Origin of the sequence: Amphibacillus xylanus NBRC 15112, from assembly GCF_000307165.1 — a bacterium.
GTDB classification, from domain to species: domain Bacteria; phylum Bacillota; class Bacilli; order Bacillales; family Amphibacillaceae; genus Amphibacillus; species Amphibacillus xylanus.
In genome coordinates this window covers 279,404-300,059 of record NC_018704.1, presented here as the reverse complement: position 1 = coordinate 300,059, position 20,656 = coordinate 279,404, and the positions used below count along the sequence as shown (strand labels likewise).

18 protein-coding genes are annotated in these 20,656 nt (G+C 36.6%); 3 read left to right on the top strand and 15 right to left on the bottom strand.

Annotated features, from left to right (window positions below; genetic code table 11):
* The 3 genes from AXY_RS01605 to fni form a co-directional block, all read right to left on the bottom strand.
* The gene (locus tag AXY_RS01605; RefSeq protein ID WP_015009036.1) at positions 1–987 is read right to left on the bottom strand and encodes an ABC transporter permease; all 987 of its coding nucleotides are present in this window, start codon (positions 985–987) and stop codon (positions 1–3) included.
* Between the two features lie 90 nt (positions 988–1,077).
* Positions 1,078–2,046 (bottom strand): ABC transporter substrate-binding protein, encoded by a 969-nt coding sequence (locus AXY_RS01600; protein ID WP_015009035.1) that lies wholly within the window; start codon positions 2,044–2,046, stop codon positions 1,078–1,080.
* Positions 2,047–2,245: 199 nt separating this feature from the next.
* Positions 2,246–3,274, bottom strand: a complete 1,029-nt coding sequence (gene fni, locus AXY_RS01595; RefSeq protein WP_015009034.1) for a type 2 isopentenyl-diphosphate Delta-isomerase — start codon at positions 3,272–3,274, stop codon at positions 2,246–2,248.
* Positions 3,275–3,439: 165 nt separating this feature from the next.
* Between fni and pepT the strand changes: the two genes are divergently transcribed.
* Positions 3,440–4,675 (top strand): peptidase T, encoded by a 1,236-nt coding sequence (gene pepT / locus AXY_RS01590; RefSeq protein ID WP_015009033.1) that lies wholly within the window; start codon positions 3,440–3,442, stop codon positions 4,673–4,675.
* Positions 4,676–5,034: 359 nt separating this feature from the next.
* Here pepT and sdaAA read toward each other — a convergent pair whose 3' ends face one another.
* The 9 genes from sdaAA to AXY_RS01545 form a co-directional block, all read right to left on the bottom strand.
* Entirely contained in the window at positions 5,035–6,597 is a 1,563-nt protein-coding gene (sdaAA, locus tag AXY_RS13125) for an L-serine ammonia-lyase, iron-sulfur-dependent, subunit alpha (protein ID WP_015009032.1), read from the bottom strand.
* 95 nt (positions 6,598–6,692) lie between these two features.
* Positions 6,693–7,586, bottom strand: coding sequence for an ROK family protein (locus tag AXY_RS01580; protein ID WP_041450070.1), 894 nt, complete (start codon positions 7,584–7,586; stop codon positions 6,693–6,695).
* Positions 7,587–7,800: 214 nt separating this feature from the next.
* Entirely contained in the window at positions 7,801–8,877 is a 1,077-nt protein-coding gene (locus AXY_RS01575; RefSeq protein WP_015009030.1) for an ABC transporter permease, read from the bottom strand.
* Complete coding sequence (locus AXY_RS01570; RefSeq protein ID WP_015009029.1) at positions 8,877–10,151, bottom strand: ABC transporter permease; 1,275 nt, start codon at positions 10,149–10,151, stop codon at positions 8,877–8,879. The genes AXY_RS01575 and AXY_RS01570 overlap by 1 nt, the downstream gene beginning before the upstream one ends.
* Positions 10,152–10,163: 12 nt before the next feature.
* A complete protein-coding gene (locus AXY_RS01565) occupies positions 10,164–11,096 on the bottom strand; it encodes a daunorubicin resistance protein DrrA family ABC transporter ATP-binding protein (protein ID WP_015009028.1) in 933 nt (310 codons plus the stop codon).
* 109 nt (positions 11,097–11,205) lie between these two features.
* Entirely contained in the window at positions 11,206–11,838 is a 633-nt protein-coding gene (locus AXY_RS01560) for a response regulator (RefSeq protein ID WP_015009027.1), read from the bottom strand.
* The gene (locus AXY_RS01555; protein ID WP_015009026.1) at positions 11,835–12,965 is read right to left on the bottom strand and encodes a sensor histidine kinase; all 1,131 of its coding nucleotides are present in this window, start codon (positions 12,963–12,965) and stop codon (positions 11,835–11,837) included. The genes AXY_RS01560 and AXY_RS01555 overlap by 4 nt, the downstream gene beginning before the upstream one ends.
* An 89-nt stretch (positions 12,966–13,054) precedes the next feature.
* Positions 13,055–13,705 carry a hypothetical protein gene (locus AXY_RS01550; protein ID WP_015009025.1) on the bottom strand — a complete coding sequence of 217 codons (651 nt, stop codon included), beginning with the start codon at positions 13,703–13,705 and terminating at the stop codon, positions 13,055–13,057.
* 115 nt (positions 13,706–13,820) lie between these two features.
* Positions 13,821–14,801 carry a ring-cleaving dioxygenase gene (locus tag AXY_RS01545; RefSeq protein WP_015009024.1) on the bottom strand — a complete coding sequence of 327 codons (981 nt, stop codon included), beginning with the start codon at positions 14,799–14,801 and terminating at the stop codon, positions 13,821–13,823.
* Between the two features lie 319 nt (positions 14,802–15,120).
* Here AXY_RS01545 and AXY_RS01540 point away from each other — a divergent pair, with 319 nt between their 5' ends.
* On the top strand, positions 15,121–16,479 hold the full coding sequence (locus AXY_RS01540) for an aldehyde dehydrogenase (protein ID WP_015009023.1): 1,359 nt from the start codon (positions 15,121–15,123) through the stop codon (positions 16,477–16,479).
* A gap of 44 nt (positions 16,480–16,523) precedes the next feature.
* Here the strand turns inward: AXY_RS01540 and AXY_RS01535 are convergent, their stop codons facing one another.
* The 3 genes from AXY_RS01535 to mvk are packed head-to-tail and all read right to left on the bottom strand — an operon-like array spanning position 16,524 to position 19,562.
* Positions 16,524–17,612 carry a phosphomevalonate kinase gene (locus AXY_RS01535; protein ID WP_015009022.1) on the bottom strand — a complete coding sequence of 363 codons (1,089 nt, stop codon included), beginning with the start codon at positions 17,610–17,612 and terminating at the stop codon, positions 16,524–16,526.
* A gap of 14 nt (positions 17,613–17,626) precedes the next feature.
* Entirely contained in the window at positions 17,627–18,607 is a 981-nt protein-coding gene (mvaD, locus tag AXY_RS01530; RefSeq protein ID WP_015009021.1) for a diphosphomevalonate decarboxylase, read from the bottom strand.
* Positions 18,597–19,562, bottom strand: a complete 966-nt coding sequence (mvk, locus tag AXY_RS01525) for a mevalonate kinase (protein WP_015009020.1) — start codon at positions 19,560–19,562, stop codon at positions 18,597–18,599. The genes mvaD and mvk overlap by 11 nt, the downstream gene beginning before the upstream one ends.
* Positions 19,563–19,786: 224 nt before the next feature.
* Here mvk and thiD point away from each other — a divergent pair, with 224 nt between their 5' ends.
* A complete protein-coding gene (gene thiD, locus AXY_RS01520) occupies positions 19,787–20,590 on the top strand; it encodes a bifunctional hydroxymethylpyrimidine kinase/phosphomethylpyrimidine kinase (protein WP_041450069.1) in 804 nt (267 codons plus the stop codon).
* Positions 20,591–20,656 lie beyond the last annotated feature (66 nt).

Sequence of the window (20,656 nt, the reverse complement as noted above, 5' to 3'; positions counted from 1 at the left end):
TTAAGCGCCTCCCTTCAGGCGATGTTCAAGCTCAATACGTTTAAGTTTTTTTCGCTTCAGTTCTTTATGACTTGTCATAAGCTTAGGTACAACTAAAGCAATGATAACTAAAATTGACGTAATTAATTTCATATCACCTGTATCTAAAAACGGTGTCCTTAATGCTAATGTCATAACTATACGATAGATAATCGCTCCAATAATAATAGCGAGAGTTGTTCTTGTAATCGTCTTTGTTCCAATGACCGATTCACCAATAATAACCGAGGCTAAGCCAATTACAATCATACCTATCCCCATATTCAAATCAGCAAACCCTGCATACTGTGCATATAGTGCACCAGATACTGCTACTAAGCCGTTAGACAACCCTAAACCAAGTATTTTTAAATAGTCAGTATTGGCAGAGAAACTACGAATCATATTTTCGTTATCACCAGTTGCCCTTAAAGCTAAGCCTAATTCTGTCTTTAGAAAATAATCTAAAATTAGTTTTATCAAAATGGTTACCAAAAGCATCACAATGAGTATTGCCCATGTTCGAGGTACACGTTCTAGCCCTAAACTCGTTAATAATTGACTAATGGCTTGATCAATTCCTAGTTTAGACCAATGATCTGTTAGTTTAGTAAATAGTGTTGCTTCATTTAATAACGGAATATTAGATTGACCCATAATCCGTAAATTAATCGAATATAATCCCGTCATCATTAAAATACCTGATAATAATGGATTAATCTTACCCTTAGTATTTAATATCCCCGTAATCGCACCAGCTATAAAGCCTGCAACTAATGCTAATAACGTTGCTAAAATAGTCGACATACCATTTGTAATTGAGAGTGCAGCAACTGCTGCACCCGTAACAAAACTACCATCAACAGTTAAATCCGGGAAATCCAATACCCGAAATGACAGATAGACACCGAGCGCCATAATCGCATAAATTACACCAGATTCCAATGCATTAAAAATTGAAATAAACACAACTCGTTCTCCCCTTCTCTCGCATTCACCTTGTCTATTTAAATTCAGGATAGAAAATTAAACTTAAATCACGGATTCTCTATCAGTCTATTACTCTATTATCGTGGCATTATCCCATTCACCATGCCACACAATTCCTTGAGCTTCAGCTGCTGTTCGATTGATAAAGAGCTCCATCTCTGGCGGATATTCTACATCGATATCTGATGGGGATTTTTCTCCTGTTAAAATATCAACGGCCATCTCTCCTGAACGATAGCCAATCGTATAATAATCAATGCCAAACGTCGCAAATCCACCACGTTCTAGTGAATCTGGCTCTCCAACAATAAGAGGGAGTTTTTGCTCGTTCGCAACAGCAACAACCGTTTCAAGGGCTGATACAACCGTGTTATCTGTAACAATATAAATAAGATCGACATCACCAACTAAAGATGTTGTAGCTTGCTGAACTTCAGCTGACGTTGACACTGTTCGCTCAACAACAGTTAAACTCGTTCCTTGAATAGCTGCATTAACATGTTCAATTTGAATAACTGAATTCTGTTCACCAGCATTATATACGACACCTATTCTTGATTGCGGGAAGTAAGTTTCTATAAAGTTTATCGTTTCAACAATAGCGTCAGGATGCATATCCATAACACCCGTAATATTTCTGTCTGCTTGATCTAGCGAATCAACTAAGCCCGCTTCAATCGCATCTGTTACAGATGTAAATACAATCGGGATCTCACGTGTTGCTTGAAGCGCTGCTTGAGCACTTGGGGTTGCATTGGCAAAGATTAAATCAACATTATCTGCTGCGAAATTTTGAGCAATTGTTGATGTATTACTGTGATCACCTTGAGCATTTCTCTCATCATAATCAACTTCAAGTCCAGCATCCTTAAGCGCGGCTTGAAATCCTTGGTAAGCTGCATCTAACGATGGATGCTCAACAAATTGAGTTACACCAATTTTATATAGAATTTTATCACTTGACGTATTCGCTCCACACGCAGTTAGCACAATTAATAATAAAGAGAGAATAATGACTTTTAGACGGTGCTTTTTCACCTTGATACACTCCTTTTATAAATATATTTTAATTTTCTGAATTTAGTGAAAGTTATTATACCATACTTTTAACGCCTACTGGGTAGTTTTATTGAGAATATTTTAAATAATTAGTTAATAATTTTAGAATTTAGCTTTCGGTCAAAAAAACCACTACAATCAGGTAAATCTGATCATAGTGGTTGACTTAGCTTATAGACTATTTTATTTGAACACGTTTTGTTTGTTGTAAATCACTAATCGTCAGCGTCCCCAAACCAAACATCGCCATTTGTAACTCTAATTCTCGAGTTGCCATCATCTGACTAACCGCTTCAGCTGAGATTGTCGCATTCTTAAGTAATGAACGTGCAAATCCAACGTAATCTGCACCTAAAGCAATCGCCTTAGCTGCATCCACACCTGTCTTCATGCCACCGCTAGCAAAGACTGGTACGTCATTAACTTCTTGTTTAACAGTAATCAGGCTTTCAACAGTAGAAATACCCCAATCAACAAATGCTTCAGCTGCTTCTTTTCGGATCGGATCATGAGAGCGTAATTTCTCAACTTGACTCCACGACGTTCCACCAGCTCCAGCTACATCAATAAACTGTATCCCCACATCACGTAATTGTCGAGCTGTTTCACCATCTATCCCCCAGCCAACTTCTTTAACACCGACAGGTACGTCTAATGAACTGACGAGGTGTTCTATTTTTGGTAATAAATTTTCAAAATTGGTGTCACCATTCGTTTGGATAACCTCTTGAATTGAATTTAAGTGTAGAACTAATCCATTTGCTTCAGTTCGGTCAATAATTTGTTGGCATTTTTCGGCTGTAAAACGGTAGTTTAACTGAACTGCACCTAAATTTGCGATAATTGGTATCGTTGGTGCTAGATCACGAACTTGAAATGACTCGCTATATGCATCATTTTCAATTAAAGCACGTGTTGATCCTAGGGCAAAGACCCAACCACGCTCTTCAGCTGCAATCGCTAAATTTCGATTAATAATCGTTGCTTCTTCTGATCCACCTGTCATTGAACTAATTAAAAAAGGTGTCTTGATCTCTTTATTAAAAAAACGTGTTGCTAAAGAAATTTTATCAAAATCAATTTCAGGTAGAGCGTTATGAATTAAACGAACTGACTCCATTCCTGATGTAATACCTTCCCCTGTCACTTGATCTGTTAAACAGAGAGTGATGTGTTCTGCTTTTCTCTTGTTAATTTGATCAGTCATCTTGTTTACCCCTCATCTACTTTAATCATCGATCCGAAATTACATATACTACTTTTAACTGTACCATATTTTATTATGTTAATAATAATTTTTTATCCCGAATGATAGTGATCATGTTAATATGCTAAAATAAATTATATTAATATTAATTGGAGCTGAATGTAAATGAAAGATAAACTAATTGAACGCTTTACATCATACGTAAAAATTGATACACAATCAAATGAAGACAACGAAACTTGCCCATCTACAGAGGGGCAATGGATATTGGCCAAGCAACTGATTGAAGAACTAAAGGAAATTGGCATGACAGATGTATCGATTGATGAAAACTGTTATGTGATGGCTACATTACCTGCCAATACTGATAAAAATGTTGAGACAATTGGATTCTTAGCACACTTAGATACGGCAACTGATTTTACCGGGAAAAATGTAAAACCACAGATTGTCGAAGCATATGATGGGAAAGACATTATCCTAAATCAAGAAAAAAATATTGTTCTATCACCAAATGAGTATCCAAATCTAAAGAATTATCATGGACAAACATTAATTACAACAGACGGCACAACCCTACTCGGTGCTGACAATAAAGCAGGTATTGCTGAAATTATGACTGCGATGGATTACTTAATTAAACATCCAGAAATTAAACACGGAAAAATTAGAGTGGCTTTCACACCTGATGAAGAAATCGGACGCGGACCGCATAAATTTGACGTTGAGGCATTTGGTGCCGATTATGCTTATACTGTTGATGGGGGACCACTAGGTGAACTACAATTCGAAAGCTTTAATGCTGCTGCAGCTAAAGTTACGATTAAGGGCAATAACGTTCACCCAGGTACTGCTAAAAATACGATGGTTAACTCGATTAAAATAGCAATGGCCTTTCATTATCGACTCCCTGCTGATCAAGCACCAGAGTTTACCGAAGGATATGAAGGGTTTTACCACTTACTTTCCTTAAACGGTGATACTGAATCATCACAGCTTTATTACATCATTCGTGATCATGACCGAGAGGCTTTCGAACAGAAAAAAGCATTTATCAGTCAATTAGTTGATGAGTTTAAACAAAAGTACGGTGAACAAAGCATATTATTAGAAATGACAGACCAATATTACAATATGCGAGATCAAATTGAACCGGTTCGTCATATTGTCGATATTGCGGCTGAAGCAATGAAAGAGCTAGATATTGAACCAGTAATTGAACCAATCCGTGGCGGAACTGACGGTTCTCAGCTATCATATATGGGCTTACCAACCCCTAATATATTTACTGGTGGAGAGAACTTCCACGGCAAATTTGAATTTGTCTCAGTCGACCATATGATTAAAGCTGTTGAAACAATTGTGAAGATTAGTTCTCTTTATGAAGAACGTGCTAAATAAACTAAGCCGGGACAAAACTCAGCTAAAACAAACAAGGAATTCAGTTCATACTGGATTCCTTGTTCTTTGTTACAATCATTTAAATACAATTAGCACTGTTTACTGATTTATTGGGATTAATGCTTACCGACAGAACTATCTCGTTTTATCTTACCAAGATCTAATCACAATTCTATCCACATGATCAATTCATATTTTATTCATTCACAGGCTGCTGTAACAAAATTTTGTCTTCATATGATTTATTAACATACTTACCCACATTATTAACCCACGTTTTATAGTTATCCACCGTATTATTCACATTATCCACAGGATGTAAAGTTTAGTTATCCACAGATTGGTGGAATAGCATGAGATTAGTCTGTTTTTATTAACAATAATTCATCAATTATCGGAAGTGCAGCTTTTAGCTCTGTTAACAAAGAATCATCAACTAAATAATCTACTTCACAAATTGTAATCGCTGATCCTCCTATACTTGACCGTTCGTTAAGTAACCTTGCAATATTAAAACCCTTCTCATACAGAAAGCTTGATAGTTCAGCAATTACACCGCGACTATCCTGATGTCTAAGTACTAGAGTTGGCTGTTCGCCACTGAATTTAAGTGGATAATTGTCTAGCTCTTGCACTTCAACTTTTCCACCACCAATTGAACTTGCTATTAGCTTAACCTTACGTGACTCTCCTGCTAACTCGATTAAAACTGTATTTGGGTGATAACTACCTAATACTCTTGTCGTAAAAGAATATGATAAGCCATTTTGTTTGGCTACTGCCTTTGCTTCTGGAATCTGGTCGTCCATAGTTGTTAAGCCAAGGACACCAGCTAATAGTGCTAAGTCTGTCCCATGACCTTGATATGTTTTTGCAAATGAACCCATTAAAGTAAATGTTACTGTCTTAGGTTTTTCATTTAATAGCTGATAAGCAATATTACCAATTCGAACAGCACCTGCTGTATGTGAGCTCGATGGACCGACCATTATTGGCCCGACAATATCATAGGCACTATTATATTTTGCGGGACCATTTTCTTTTGATGATTGTCCCAGTACCTTCTCTTTAAGTTTTTGGCCTGTTGGCGTACCTGCAAGTCCACCGATTCCTGTTTCTCGTAAGGATTCGGGCATTTCCTGTCCGACCTCATGCATCACTTGAATGACTTCATCTGGTGGTATAATACTTCTAACTCCAGCTAAAGCCATATCAGCAGCTGCTTGAGCTGTAATTGCATGTAATCCATTTCGATAAATACAAGGTATTTCTACTAACCCTGCGACAGGGTCACAAACTAAACCTAACGAATTTTTTAGTGCAATTCCGACTGCATGACCGACTTGAGTAGGCGTACCACCTGCCAGTTCAACAAGTGCACCTGCGGCCATCGCTGTTGCAGAGCCAATTTCAGCTTGGCATCCACCTGCTGCACCTGAGATAGAGGCTTTATTGGCAATAACTAATCCTAGCGCTGACGCTGTAAACATTGAATGGATAATTTGATCATAAGTAAATCTGCCACTATCCAATGCTTGGACCATTACAGCTGGTAATATACCCGCTGATCCAGCCGTAGGAGTAGCAACAATTCGCCCCATAGCCGCATTTACCTCTGATACAGCTAAAGCATTTGCCGCTGTAAGTAGGGTTCCTGATTCAACAAATGACTGATGTTTATTAGCATACTCAAATAAACGATGACCATCCCCACCAGTTAAGCCTGTACGAGATTGAACGGACTCAAGAGTTCCTTTCCTGACTGAATCTTTCATGATCTTAAATTGCTCTTTCATCTTCTCAACTACTTGCTTCTCTGTTAAACCTGTTTGTTTTACTTCTAAATTTATCATTAGTGACGCAATTGTAGTTTGCTCCTCTGTTGCTTCACAAATTAATTCTTCTAAATTTGTAAATGACATGTCATCACCTCTATGTAGATTAAGATTACTTAATGTTCGTCTATGCAAGAAAAAATAGAAGCTTCTCTACATTGAGTCGCTTCTATTATCATCATTTATTGATATGATTCATGTTGAATTAGATAATGATAAAGTGCTCCATATAAATTCGCTGCACTAGTGAAGTGACAAGTTACAATATTTGGCGAAGCAACATGATGTGGATTCGCTTGTTTAATGACTTCTACCGCTTCCTTGACACCCTTGAGAAAAGCTGGCTGCACACTAATACCGCCACCTAACGCAAAGATCTCAGGGTCAAGAATATATTGTAAGTTTAAAATTTGAACAGCTACATTTTTACAAAAACGATTAAAAATCTCAAGTGCCTCTGGGTCTTCTGAATCAATATATTTGAACACCCCAACACCATCATTTTCTGCTAATCCTTTTAGCTTAGCAATTTCATTAACCATTTCAGATGCTGAACAACCAGGCGTAACAAAATCGGCCTTATTTGTTTCATGATTAAAACCTGTCATCACATAGCTTTGTTCGCCCGCCTCAAGATTTGCCCCTCGATGGAGATTACCATTAATAATGATACCACCACCAACGCCTGTGCCTAAAGTTAAAATGACACTATTTTGATAATCTTTCACACTACCCTGCCACTTTTCTGCTAGGGCTGCACATTTACCATCATTTTCAATTGAAACAGGTACGCCACATCGCTCACTTATCTGCTTGATCATATTTGTTTTATGTAAATAAGTGAGAGCACCGCCATAATAAACAACTCCTGTTTCGATATCAATTTTCCCAGGACAACTAATTGCAATGCCTTTGACCGTCTCCGTTGACTGCTGATAAATCTCAATCATTCTCTCAATTAAAGAATTAGCTGTCTCGTAAGGCGTCTTAAATTTACCTTGCTTAATAATTTCACCAGAACGCATCATCCATGCATATTTAACAAAAGTTCCACCAATATCGAAGCCAAGATACATTTTAACAATCCTCATTTCATCATGATCCGCTATCTATATTATACAATTACTTATGACTTTTTTATAGTCGCTACTTTAGATTGATCATTTAAACAGGATATCTTGCTATCGATAAAACTTTACTCTGTTTGTCAAATATAAAAAAGACCATTCGATTTGTCACCTTAGGTAGTCAATTCGAGTGGTCTCTTATACACTAGATAAAATTTCACGCTTAATTATTTCGTTCCATTAAGTTTAATCCAACCCCCATAAATATGACACCCATTAGTAATAAGATTGATATCGGTTGGAGAATATCAATTAATCCCGCGTTATATAACATCGCATCTTTTAACGCTTTAGTTCCATAATAGATTGGGGTTATTTTAGATAAAGCTAGTAAAAATTTATTTGTCACTAATTCAATTGGCCAATATGACCCTCCAAGCATAGCAAATGCCGTTGAAACAATCGGAATAACTGCTTGTAGCTGTTGCGGAGATTTTACTATACTAATCACCAGCATGCCAAGTGCGACTGCTGCAAAAACAAATGCCATGACTGTTATGATAATTGAGAGATACTGATCACCAAAATGATAATTTAATACGTAGTCGAAAAAAGTAAAGCAAATTACAATTTGTAAGACACCTAGCAAGAAATAATGTAGCAGTTGACCAACATAAATTTGGCTTTTCTTTAATGGGGTGATGATTAGTCGATCCCATGTCCCTGTTCGCTTTTCGACGGCTATATTCATCATGCCAAATAAAATAGTATAAAGAGCGAAGTATAAAGTCATACCTGATACAATATGAGCTCCTGCCTCTTCTCTATCCGAAACCGAATTTGCTAAACTCGTTGAGTTAATTTGAAGATAATTTTGTAATTCTAGTGACTGATCAGGGAAGTTTTTAGCAATTTCATTAATCCTTAATTGCTTTCGATAAACTTGCTCAACATGTTGATTAACTGAATTGATAAAAAGTGAGTCCTGCCCCACTAAATATTGATAGTCTTGATGATTTAACTCTAGTGCGAAGCTTATTTGACTCATTTGTAATTGTTTTTCTACAGTATTACGATCACTGGCGACAAAGTGATAGCCATCTACATCGTTTAAATGATCTAGCCATTGGTCTAGTTCCGCTTCTGATAATTGATCGCTGAATGTTTTAACAGTAATCGTTTGTTCACCCTGTGTACCACCGATAAAGAAGACAAATAAAATGGTCATTGTAAGAAATGATAACGCTAGAATCGGTTCTCTTTTTAATCGTAACCATTGTAAATTAAAGACAGACCACATTACATTAACCTCCTTTTCGGGAAAATTGCAACAGCTATACAGGTAAACACTACAGCCATACCCATTACCCTATAAAGCATAGGTAAAAACTCATTTATACTAAAGCCCTGCATTAATTGGAGATAAGCTGTCATCACCGCACCATTAGGAGTCCAATTCCCAATCTCACGCATAATTGGAGACATTTGCTCAACTGGCGTCATACTTCCACCAAGGAAGGAAAAAATCACAACAGCACCACCTGCAAAAAATCCAGAAATTGCATCATTGTTAAATTGAATCGCAATTGATGTTAAAAGGGTAGCTAATGCACCAACTACAAGTGCATAAACAAATGTGATTGAAATAAGCGTCAGCCAAAATTCTAAACTCTTATTTGAAAATATGTTGAAACATAGTGTTGACACACTAAATAGAAACGTTAATTGTACGAGTGTTAATATCGTAGCTGAAACAGCTTTACTTAGTAAATATCGAAGTGGTCTCTCTCCAGTCATCATTAATCGTGCAAAGACATAACTTTCTTTTTCTTTAAAAGCATTACTTGATATTGTCGAAGCGACATATAAAGCAAACATCACAGCCATACCAAATGTGTAATACTGAAACGATGATACAGGCTCTTCAGTTGAGAAATGAACGATCTTACCAAAGTTTTCTTCAGTAACAGTTGTCTCTACTGCCTCATTCTCTGTTGTTAAGGCAATTGATAATTCCAAATTGTAATGTTCAGAAAAACTAGCCATGATTCCTTCTACAATTCTTGCTTGAATTTGCTCATGATCTTGAACTAATACTTCAATATTTGCATTTGATTCTTCACCAAGATAAAAAGCTTTTAGAGTTTGATAAGATAATTGCTCAGGAATTGTAATGATTGCCGAGACTTCATCATTAGCTAAAGCTGCTTCCGCCTCTTCCTGACTGTAATCTTCCTGTAAATCAATTACTACTTCTAGCTCTGGTGATTGAAGGACAGCTTGTAGACTTACAAATGGATCAATTGTTGCACTACTCTCTAGCATTTGACCAATCACTTGCTCCGGCAAGCCTGCGACTAATAGATCTTCTTGTAATTGCTCAATATCCTGATCGATATCATTTTCGATAACTAATGCAACTGGAATTGGATCCATTTCCGTCGTACCGAAGATAATACTCCCTAGTGCAAATCCTAAGATAGCAATTAAAATCATCGGCATAGCAAGTAATATAAGAATCTCTGAACGGTCACGAGAAATCGTTAGAAAGTCTTTCTTAATTAAATTCCACATCCGTTCAGCCCCCTAATCTCTTAATTTTCTTCCAGTTAGATGCAAGAATACATCTTCCAATGTTGGCGTTTGAATATGAACGCCCCTTACTTTAACTTGACACTTATTAGCGATTTCAAAAATATCAGCAAATACATCTGCACCTTTTCCAACAATTACTTTATAGCCTTGATCTACCTCTGCAACTTGTTGAATTAAAGCATGTTCATTTAAGTGATTAATAAGTTGATCCGACTTTTGCTGAACTTCAATTAAAATTGTATCCTCACTAGATAAAATACTTTTGAGCTCTTCTTTAGTCCCTGATGCAATAATTTGACCATGGTCCATAATATAAACTCGATCACAAAGCTTCTCAACTTCCTCCATATAATGACTTGTGTATAAAATGCTCATACCTTTATTACGATTTAGCTCACGAACCATCTCTAAAATATAACTTCTTGATTGTGGATCTATCCCTACAGTTGGTTCATCCATAATTAAAACCTCTGGTTCGTGCATAAGAGAAACAGCAATATTAATTCTACGCTTCATACCTCCTGAATAGTTTTTGATCCGTTCTTTTTTCCGCTCTGTTAATCCGACTAACTCCAACACTTCGTCAATCTTACGCTTTAATTTCTTACCTGATAAACCGTAAGTCTTACCGAAAAAAAGCATATTTTCATAAGCGGTTAATTCTTCGTATAATGCGATTTCTTGTGGTACAACGCCAAGCACTGGCCGAAGCACATCTGGTTGCTTTAAAACATCTTGCCCTTTAAAAAGCACATCACCGCTTGTAGGTGTAAGTAATGTAGAAATCATTGAAATCGCAGTTGATTTACCCGCACCGTTTGGACCAAGTAAACCAACTGATTCTCCTTCTTCAAGATATAAATTAATACCATTAACTGCCGTAATCGTTTTGAATTTCTTGTGTAAATTATTAACTTGTAACATGGAAACACCCGCTTTCTTATTTTCCTAATTTAATTCTATACAAAAAAAGATAGTGTACCCACTATCTCCAGTCACTAATTTTTTTATTAACCATGACCTCAGTCATTAATTAGACAATATGATGGCGTAATGCATAAATGGCAAGTTGCGTCCGATCTCGCAGCTCTAATTTATCTAATATGACAGAAATATGATTTTTCACCGTACCAACCGACAAAAAGAGTTGCTCTGAAATTTCCTTATTGCTTAATCCACGTCCCACTCCTATGATTATATCAAGTTCACGCTTCGTTAATGTCGGATCGATGACTTGCTTTTGTTCTTTTTCTATTAAGGCTGGGACAACTTTTGCAGCTACTTGATCCTCAAGCGCTAAACCACCTTTTAAGCAACTGCGAATCGTTCGAATAAGTTCTTTTGCATCTGCATTTTTTAACATGTATCCATTCGCACCATATTTAAGAGCCTCTAAAGCATAATCTTCATCATTGAATGTTGTTAAAATTAATGTTTTTACCTCTGGCCAATTGCGTCTAATTTCTCTTAATGCCTCTAATCCAGTCATTTCAGGCATACGAATATCTAATATCACCAGATCAAAATGATTTTTATAGCAAAGTTCAATGGCTTCCTTACCGTTACTTGCCTCCCCAGTTACTTTAAGCTCTGGATCTGTTTCGATCATCATTTTTAAGCCTTGTCTAACAAGCACTTGATCTTCTACTAATAAGATTGACATCATTCACGCTCCCCTCCCTCAATGGGAAAAGTCCCAATTAAACGAAACTCTCCTTCTACTTGATTGATTTTCAATGAACCAGCCAATTGCTCCAAGCGTTCTCTCATTGATTTAAGGCCAAAGCCCTCCTGTATTTCCACCTTGGTTTTTAACGGATGACTAATTTGGAAGCGAAAAAATCGATCACCGATCAATTGAAATTCAACACTAGCTTGCCTAACCTGGCTATGACGCATCATATTGGTTAAACCTTCTTGCACTGATCGATAAAGTGCAACTGACTGAGCATTTGTTAATGGTACTGACAACGCTCCTGATTGAACATGAAATGACACACGCAAATGACTTTCCGCTTCTAGTTTTCGAATTAATTGTATCACAGCTGTTAGACCAGTTGTTTGCTCACTCTTTAATGTTTTTAATGCTTCTCTTGTCTCATCTAAACTCATTTGTGCTAATGCCTTTAATTGATCGAATTTATTGCGAAATTCTTTATCTGTCACTTGAATCCGAGCAACTTCAAGCTGCATAAGTAAAGCAGTTAGTCTATGGCCTACGGAATCATGAAGATCACGAGCAACCTGATTACGTTCATCTTGACGAACGACTCTCTCTTGAATAACTGTATGTCGCTTAAGCTTCCTATAGTCCGCTTCAAGTTCAATATAGGCATGATTTAATTGGTGATAGGATAAATTGGTTCGTTGCCAAATATAGAGTAAAAAGCCAACTAACAGAAGTAACAGCATTGTATAGCTGATCAGTAAATAATCTAATCTTAGTAGATACGGAAGCATGATAAGTATAAATTGAATAAAAAGCTGAACATAAAGTCTAAAGCCTTGTAAGTGATCAATCGCCTGCTTACTAACCATTAAAATTATTAACAAGACAACCCCGTTGAAACTAATGGTACTATACGTATAAAAAGCAGTTATAGCTAACAATACTAGTGCCAATTGAAATAGTTTGATTCTTTTTTTCATTAACGGTAAACAAAAATAAACCGTAAAAAAGAGCGCACTTAACATAATCGTCTTTGGATCAAGACCTGCCGTGGCGCTCTTTGAATATGCAGCTAATCCCCATGCAACTAACAGATATAATAATTCAAACCAGAATGTTGGCATACTAATCAATCCTTCATTACTTAATTAATTTTATTCTAGCATAAAATGCCTTCTGATTTGTCAGGTTTATGAATTGGTCAGTGGGGTGCTTATTTTATTCGAATGATTAGTAGATCTGTCTGCAATCCTAACCGCTCTTTTAGTTCATCGGTAATTGTGATTTCAACCTCTGATCCTGAAGCGAGATCTGTGAAGATAAGTTCATAAGCAGTTACAATTGTCCCATCTCGCCATGTCTCTTCATCTTGTTCTGGCTTGACTTGTAAAATATGCTCATGGAAATACTCACCACTTAAACGACCAAGCTCAATAAGTTCATAAGGTAGGTAAGTATCTTCAGATTGATGTTGAGATAGTGAGATCACAACTTCTTGATTTTCGATTTCAATTACACCATCATCAGGTATATTCGTTTCATTCACTGTTAACTCGTACTGCCAATAAGCTTGTGCTAATGCTAATTTCTGATCTTCGTTTAGAAGATTAAACATTTCGTCAATTTGCGATTGATAAGATATTATGTATTGCTGTATATTTTCTGCTTCCATTTCATATGACTCGATTTGTCTTTGTAATTCTTCATTTTCTGCTGCTAATTTTGATAATTCTTCATGATTTTGTTCAACTTCTTCTAAATTATTATCCTCTTCTCCGGATTTAATTGTCTGGTCAGACATACAACCACTAAGTACACCAATTGTTAAGCACATTAACAAAATCAATAGGCTAAACTTTTTCACATGGATCCACTCCAATCAATTTTACTAAGTAAATTACACCATGTTTTACAAGATAAAATGATAATGGGTGTAAAAAAAGGTACTGTTTTATTCATTTAGTACCTTTTTTAGTGTGCTATTCTTTTTTCAAATCTAATGTACTTCTAACCGTATCAATTGGGCGAACGACAGACTCAATATAGTCACGTTTAGATTCTAAAAATGGTGGTAATGACAGCTTTTCACCAAGCGTTTCATAAGGTTCATCCCCCATAAATCCTGGACCATCTGTTGCCCATTCAAATAATATATGTGGCGTTACTCTAGCATATAGTGACTCAAAGAAGTGTCGGTCAACATAGCCTGATGTCTGGAAACCAAACTGTGGTAAATAATCAATCCACTCCTCTAAAGCTGCACGATCATGAACACGGAATGCAACGTGGTGAACTGTACCATACCCTTGTCTGCCATCTGGTAAAATTTGATTATATTCAACAATAATCTGAGCACCGTTACCTCCTTCACCAACTTCGAATAAGTATTGGTCACCATTCTGATCAATTTCTTTAAAACCTAGTACTTTTTCTAATACTTGTTTAAAGTAATCTAAGTGACTGATTCTAATATGAACTGGTCCTAGTCCAGTAATTGCATATTCAAGTGGAATTGGCCCCTTTTTCCATGGTACACCTGATTTTACACCTTTGTTATTTTCATCAGATATTAACTGATACTGCTGATCATCAAAATCAACGAAATTAATAACTTTTTTACCGAATTGCTCACTCACACCGTCGTGTTTCACATTAAGTCGATCAAATCGTTTCAACCAATATTCAACCGTCTCATCAGATGGGACACGAAATGCAGTTCTATAAATTTCATTTGTCCCGTGTGTTCCTTTTGGAATACCCGGAAAATCAAAGAAAGTCACATCTGTTCCGGCATTTCCTTCATCATCTGCAAAAAACAAGTGATATGTTTGAATATCATCTTGGTTAACTGTCTTTTTAACTAAACGCATTCCTAAAACAAACGTAAAAAATTCATAATTCTTTTCGGCACTACTGGTAATTGCTGTTACATGGTGGATTCCTTTTAATTCACTAACCATCAATTTGGCCTCCTAAATTTATTAAGAAAAAACAATCTTGAATTCGAGATAATTTTATCATGTTTTTGTTTTGCTCGTCAATATATTTGTTTATATTATCAAAATTCCCTCGATATCAATAAATAAACAAATATCCCACTGCGGAATTCTTCTAATTTATACCTTTGATGCATATATAATAAAAATGCATATTTAAATTTACTGTTAACAAGATTACTATTCATATGCCTAATTTAACTATGTTTCATAATCTATTTATTCAATCAATAGTTAGATTATTTGGTATAATAATCTAAATTGGTAGTGGAGGTTGATTTATATGGATTTATTAGAGCGTCAAAAAGATTTTTTTTATTCGGGTGTCACACGCCCTTATCAATACCGTAAACGAGCATTGACTTTACTAAAAGGGACCATTAAAAATAACGAGTCCAAAATTATGAAAGCGCTTCAAAGGGATTTAAATAAATCTGATTTTGAAGCTTTTACGACTGAAATTGGTCTCGTTTATACTGAGATTGATTTCGTCTTAAAGCACTTAAAAAAATGGATGAAGCCAAAGCGTGTGAAAACGCCAATGACTCACGTTGGTTCGGTCAGTAGAATTTACCCAGATCCATTTGGCGTCGCATTGATCATATCGCCTTGGAATTATCCATTTCAACTAGCGATGACACCACTTGTTGGAGCTATCGCGGGCGGAAATACAGCAGTAATCAAGCCATCTGAGCTTACACCAACCGTTTCTAAACTCATTAAGGAAATCATCGATCAAACATTTATTGAAGATTATATTGCTGTTGAGTTAGGTGGTGTTGAGACGAGCCAAAAATTATTAGATCAGGCATTTGATTATATTTTCTTTACAGGCAGTGTACCAGTAGGGAAAATTGTAATGGAGAAGGCAAGTCAGAACTTGACACCAATTACACTTGAATTAGGTGGGAAAAGCCCAGTTATCGTACATGATGATGCTTCTTTAAAACTTGCAGCGAAAAGAATTGCTTGGGGTAAATTCACAAATGCAGGACAGACCTGTGTAGCACCTGATTATCTATTCGTTCAGGAAAATGTCAAAGAACAATTTTTAACATACTTAAAAGAAGCGATTATTCATTTATATGGCGAGCGTCCACTCGACAATCCTGACTACGGAAAAATTGTTAGTGACAAGCATTTTCAAAGATTAGTAGGGTATTTAAATAACGGTGAAGTATGTTATGGGGGAACTGTGGATGAAGAAAAACATAAGATTGAACCGACTATACTAACTGATGTCGATCGCCATCAAGCGATTATGCACGAAGAGATCTTCGGTCCAATCTTACCAGTTCTGACATACTCTCATTTAGATGAAGCCATTGATTACATTAGGAGACAACCAAAGCCTCTATCATTTTATTTATTCTCAGAGACAGCACACATTCAAAATACTGTCCTAGAACAAATTTCATTCGGTGGCGGCTGTATTAATGATACCCTCTACCATTTAGGCTCGCCTCACTTACCGTTTGGTGGAATTGGGGAAAGTGGTATCGGCTCATATCGAGGTAAGTTTAGCTTTGAAACATTTACACATCAAAAAAGTGTATTAAAACAGTCATCAAGACTCGATTTACCATTTCGCTATCCAAATAAAAAAAATCGGATGAAATGGGCCCGTCGAGTTATGAAATAATAAAATAAGGTGCCGATGGTGAAGATTCCATTGGCACCTTAAATTTAGATCATTTGTACACCTACAATTGAAACATTTAGTGGCAGAGCCTTAATACCCACTGCTTCCCACTGTCGATAAATATCAGCAATTTTGTCTTCTTCTATAATAAAGGCGATTCCGCAATCACCACCGCCAGCACCTGATGTTTTTGCTCCACCATAAGGCGTTGCTATTTCTATTAGGTTAATAAGTTTTTCTGTTTCGATTGGAACATTTGCCTCAATTCCTAGCAATCTCAAGGCACTTCGATTTTGCTTCATTCCAGTAATAATGCGATCAAGATCACCATTTTTAAAGCCACTTATCATTTGCTCAACAGCTGTTTGACTTGTAGCTAAGAAACGACTATATTTTTCTGGTTGTTTCGATTTTAATCTATGAACCTTTGCAACCATTGGTGCTGTCCTTGCAGTTTCTTGTGTCCAACCAACTAAAAAATGCAGTGTGTCCGGCTTTTTGAGTGAGACAATCTTTAATCCTGGCCACTCCGACTCGACAATTGATTTTACTGTTCTTCCTTCTTTCAATTGCGTCATGAGCCAATCACTGTTAAAGGTTCGATAATTGAGCCAACCACCATAAGTAGACGCTGCAATATCCGCACATGAACCATTCCCTTGTGCTCGGAAGTGAGCGATCGAAGCTAGTTTAAAAATTGTTAATCGATTTTCTACTTGTTCACTTTGCTTTGAAAATTTTAGTAATGCTGTTAAAAATGCAACCGAAAGAGCTGCACTTGATCCTAGCCCATATTTCTGACCTGAATTTGAATCAAGCTCACTTGAAACAAGAATATGTACTGGTGCATGACCACCACAATATTCATAAAATGTATCTAAAATATGTTTAATAAACCTTAACCTAGGATGATACTTTTTGAAAATTGCTTTTCCTCTTTTTTCACTCCAACGTATATTCGACAAATTCAATTCTGGTAATTCTAATCGATTATAATGATGACGTTTAATTTTGACAGATAGGTAGCGATCGACAGCCATAACAATACTATCTTGATTCGGTTCTGTAATTGCATATTCACCAGCAATAAATAACTTCCCCGGCGCTCGAACTGTATACCGCTTTGTATTCATCTTATTCTCTCCTATCATCCTTCTAAATAACTTACTCCTGGACCAACTTTACAGCGGTAAATGTTCTGAACAACATCTAGCTCTGATAAAGCGTCAAGAATTTGTTCTTCATCTTCAGGTTGGCAAACAACCTTTACATTTGGCCCCGCATCAATCGTAAAGTAAGCATGAATGCCATTTTCTCTAAGTGCTTGAACAGCCTCCATTACTTTTACAGTTGAACTTTGCCAATACATAAATGGCGGATTCGCTCCAAGTGTTGTGGCATGCATTCTTAGTGCATTTCGTTCTAGAGTTTCACCTAAATGGATAAAATCACGCTTAGCAATGGCTGCTTTAGCTTCAACTAAATCTTCAGCAACCGCTTCTAACCAACCAGCAAAAAATGGTGACGTTTCTACCGTCCGCTTCATGCCTTCACGACTCAGTACTTTCTTCACTTCATGTGTTACCTCAACAGATAATACACGAAGATCCCATGCGCCTTGCTCTAAGATTGGAACAGCATAACAATCTGAACCATCTTCTTTTTCTCCTTTTTGCCATTCAACAAAACCACCATAAATCGAACGACTAGCAGAACCTGATCCTTGACGTGCCATAATCGATAATTCATTTTCTGAAAAGCTTACGCCACTAGCTTTCATTGCCGCTGCTGCTAAGGCAGCATAACCTGATGCTGATGAAGCAAAACCAGCTGCAGTAGGCACATGATTTATCGAATCAATCAAGGCATAATGACTTTGACCAGTATAACGACGTATCTTATCCATGAAACGACTTACTTTCGCTGTTTCTTCTGGATTCATCTCAATTCCATCTAAGATAAATTTATCTTGTTTTAAATCTGGATTAAACTCTACGACTGTTTCTGTGTAAAATTGATCTAGCGTCATTGACAAACTATTATTTGTTGGCAGAAATAATTTTTCGTCTCGTTTACCCCAATATTTTATTAGTGCTATATTCGTATGTGCCCTAGCCTTAGCTCTCATAACTCATCACCTCATTAGCCACTTTACAATACCACGTTTGTGATGCACCCGCTTCTTGAAGCGCCGCTTCGACAATTTTTGCTTGTTTAACTGAGTCAACTAGTGCCAACATACAACCACCACGCCCACCACCAGTTAGTTTTGCGCCGAGCGCTCCGGCTGCTTTACTTACCTTTACATAGTGATCAAGGCCAGGATCACTTACTTTAAGGGCTCTTAATTCACTATGTGCTTCATCAAGCAACTGCCCTAATTCTTTTATGCGACCTGTCTCCAAATGTTGACGTGCTTGCCTTGTTAACTGACCTAACCGTTCAATTCGTTGCTTAGTTACATGCTGATTTTGCTGGTATTGTTGTTTAACACTTGCAACAGATGCATGTGTATCACCAATACGGCCGGTGTCTGCCACGACTAAATGGAGTGGTTTACCAATTTCCATCTCTTCAACTTGTTGATTACGTTGAAAGAAGATTGGATGATTATGAGTTGTTGCTTCACGATCTATTCCACTTGGTGTACCATGCGCATACTTTTCTGCCAAATCGACAAACATTGTTAAAGCGTCATGATTCAACTTCTCATTAAAAAAGTTATATAATCCTCGAACTAAAGATACCGCGATTGCAGCACTTGAGCCTAGACCGCGACCAATTGGAATTGAGGATTTCAATTCAATCTGAAAATCTCTAACTGATTGATTAAGTTTCTGACAAACTGCTTTAATACACTCAACTAATCCCTGCATTTTCTCCGGCATCTGATCTAGTTCTCCTGAAAAGAACTGACTAATAAATTTCACTTTACCGATATGAGGTTTAATAATTGAGGTAACACTTAATGTGTTAAAAGGAATAGCAATCGCCGGCTCATTATAGACAACTGCGTGTTCCCCCATTAAAATTAACTTACTATGCGCTTGGCCGCTTGCGCTCTTTCTAGATGCATTAATCATAATTCGATTTACCTCTCTTTAATTATGCCATTACTCGCTCATTTTCTTTAACGAACATATTTCTCTATCCATACTATTATATTTTACTTATCTATCTTAATCAATGTTCGCAATCTAGTTCTAGTTTTGAGTTATTTCATGAATATTGCCTATTATAAGATTTTTTTATTTTCTAGTGGCTAAAATAGTGGTATGATTTTAAATATAACTATTTGTAGGGGGACATACCAATGAAGAAAACATTAACTTTAGCTGGCTCTGACTCTAGTGGTGGTGCTGGTATCCAGGCTGATTTAAAGACATTTCAAGAACATAACGTCTATGGTATGACCGCACTCACATCAATTGTTACGATGGTACCGGAAACTTGGACTCATCAGGTAACAGCAATTGATGTAAATCTAGTTGAAAATCAACTAGACACCATTTTATCACTAGGTATTGATGCAATGAAAACAGGCATGTTAGGCTCTGTTGATATTATTGAATTAGGCGCACATAAAATTAAAAAAAATAACCTAACTAATGTTGTTGTAGATCCTGTAATGGTGTGCAAAGGGGACGACGAAATATTACAGCCTGAAAATACTGTTGCTTTACGTGAACATTTATTACCTGTTGCTACAATTACGACACCTAATTTATTTGAAGCAGGTCAACTAGCTCAGACCGGACCTATTACGAATTTAGAGCAGATGAAAGAAGCAGCTAAAATCATTCTTGACTTAGGGGTTAAAAATGTTGTCATTAAAGGTGGATCTGCACTTAACCATGACAAGGCTGTCGACCTATTTTATGATGGTCATGAGTTTTTAGTTCTAGAAAAGGAAAAGCTAGAAACAAATAACAACCATGGTGCTGGTTGTACATTCGCTGCTGCTATTACAGCTAATCTTGCTCAGGGTAAGCCTATTAAAGAAGCAGTTATTCATGCAAAAGATTTTGTCTATGCCGCAATTCAAGCTGGCTTTAAATTAAATCAGTTTGTCGGATCTGTAAATCACGGTGCTTGGAATCAAGTAAAATAATAATGAGACAAACTCTAAAAACATTAAAAAACCTCTGAATTATTAAGTTCAGAGGTTTTTTTGACT